Origin of the sequence: Bathymodiolus platifrons methanotrophic gill symbiont, from assembly GCF_002189065.1 — a bacterium.
Classification (GTDB): Bacteria; Pseudomonadota; Gammaproteobacteria; order Methylococcales; family Methylomonadaceae; genus Methyloprofundus.
On record NZ_BDMN01000517.1, the window covers coordinates 1 to 1,734 of the forward strand.

Below are 1,734 nucleotides of genomic sequence, written 5' to 3' on the forward strand. Positions count from 1 at the left end.
TCCAGAAGGCGCAGGGAAATTTGCCAATCCGAAGTGCGCGATAGCGCGCGAGGGAGGCTAAAATTTTATCCCGAATAGCCGTAGAGCCATTTGAGGTAGCCATGACTGAGCTGCTTTGTGCTCAGTCTGTGGCGGACGCAGGGCGGCTGGAGCATCTCCTATTCGCTGCGTAGGTGAACGAATTACGGCGACAGGAGTCCCGGAATTTCGTGAGGTAGCATGGCGCGCCTAAATTTTAAGGGTGTTAAAACCGGGCGGTGAAATTTATTTTTCCGATGTTTATGCTGATCGACGTATACCACAAGCGCTTAAAATGGAACCTGTATTATTGGGGGAATGTTTGGCGGGTGCTCTGTATTGGGAAGATTTCCGCCGGATTATGCAGGAACTGGGTTGCCCCGACGTGCGCATTGTTAAAGAAAATTCGATTGCATTGGAAGATGAGGAAGTTGAAGCCAAAATTGGCATGGTGAAATTTCGCTCAGTTACCATTAGGGTCTTTAAAATGCCGCTGGAAGATAGGTGTGAAGACTTTGGTCAGCTTGCTACTTATAAAGGGTCGATAGCTGAGCATCCTCATGCGTTCGATCTAGATGATCATCACCATTTTGAGACCGGCAAGCCTTTGCGTGTATGTGGGAATACTTACGATATGCTTGCTTTAAGTCGCTATGTAGAGCACTTTGAGCTGTCAGGTGATAAATCAACACATTTCGGTTTGTTTGATTGTGCACCCGCAGCGGTTAGTTCAGCGCTTGAATCAGGTGCAGCTTGTTGCTGATTGTTGATTAGGAGTGCGTATCTTAAGTTAATCATACGGAGTTGTTAGCTTATAAGTGGTGCAATAGCAGTGTTTGTCAAAACTCCAGGCTTATCACCGGTAAAAACCCGCCTGGCTAACAAGCTGCTGAATCTTTTCATTTAGCTTCAGCTCAATCTGTTTCTTCTGTTGTTCAAGAGCTGAATATACTTGCTGATACTCAGAGTTATTTTGCTGTAGCTGAACAAGAAGCAGTTAATATTAGGTTTATTGCTTCTGTTTGGCTATTAATTCCAGTATTAAAATATCACAAGAACCACAGCCTGTATTTGCTCCGGTAGCCGAGGATATTTTGTCTAAATCATCAACTCCTTTTTCAATAAGTTGTTCAATTTTTTCTTTACTTGTCCCTGTACAGGAACAAATCACAGTTTCTTCTTTATCTGGACTATCGGTCATGGAAAAATCAATTTGTTTTTAGGTTAATCAGAATGAGCCAGTTCATACAGGCGCTGCCATTCCTGTTCCAGTGTATTATCAGGTATATTAGTATCAGCACGATTATACCAATATTGTGCATTATCCAGGTCACCTTCGACTCGATGTAAATAGCCATGAATCAAACAGGCCATCAAGCCAGAATATGGCTGAATCTGTTGATGTGCTTCATCCCAGTTGCCTTGTTTTTCTTTGTTTAATAAGGCTATGTAATCTAAGGAATAAGCACGAAACAACTTCCCGATATTAATTATTCTTGAGGAATTGCACGGTAATTCCATTTTGGTAAATGTGTATCAAATACAATCGGCATTATTTCTTTGAAGTCAGCGGCATATTTTCGTCCTGTCTCGTATATTTTGTCGAGTATGTGAACAATTGTTGTTAGTCCTTTTGACGTTGATGTTCTAGAAATCAATGTTTTAACTGTTTCAACCGAGTCAAATACAACACCTTCACAAGCCCGAGTCACATGA

Annotated in this window: 3 protein-coding genes and 1 pseudogene; 1 reads left to right on the forward strand and 3 read right to left on the reverse strand. The window is 42.0% G+C overall.

Going from position 1 to position 1,734, the window contains the following annotated elements; all coding sequences use genetic code 11:
- Positions 1-232 precede the first annotated feature (232 nt).
- Positions 233-781: pseudogene (locus tag CDZ78_RS20025) on the forward strand (methyltransferase domain-containing protein); the annotation flags it as partial.
- Positions 782-1,027: 246 nt separating this feature from the next.
- On the opposite strand, the gene CDZ78_RS20030 reads toward CDZ78_RS20025, so the two are convergent.
- From CDZ78_RS20030 to CDZ78_RS20040, 3 genes are all read right to left on the reverse strand, one after another.
- The gene (locus tag CDZ78_RS20030; RefSeq protein ID WP_087871530.1) at positions 1,028-1,219 is read right to left on the reverse strand and encodes a (2Fe-2S)-binding protein; all 192 of its coding nucleotides are present in this window, start codon (positions 1,217-1,219) and stop codon (positions 1,028-1,030) included.
- Between the two features lie 23 nt (positions 1,220-1,242).
- Positions 1,243-1,539, reverse strand: a complete 297-nt coding sequence (locus CDZ78_RS20035) for a hypothetical protein (protein ID WP_244559311.1) — start codon at positions 1,537-1,539, stop codon at positions 1,243-1,245.
- Positions 1,509-1,734 (reverse strand): ISAzo13-like element transposase-related protein (locus CDZ78_RS20040; RefSeq protein ID WP_444979223.1); only part of this gene is annotated, 226 nt, incomplete at its 5' end. The genes CDZ78_RS20035 and CDZ78_RS20040, both read right to left, overlap by 31 nt.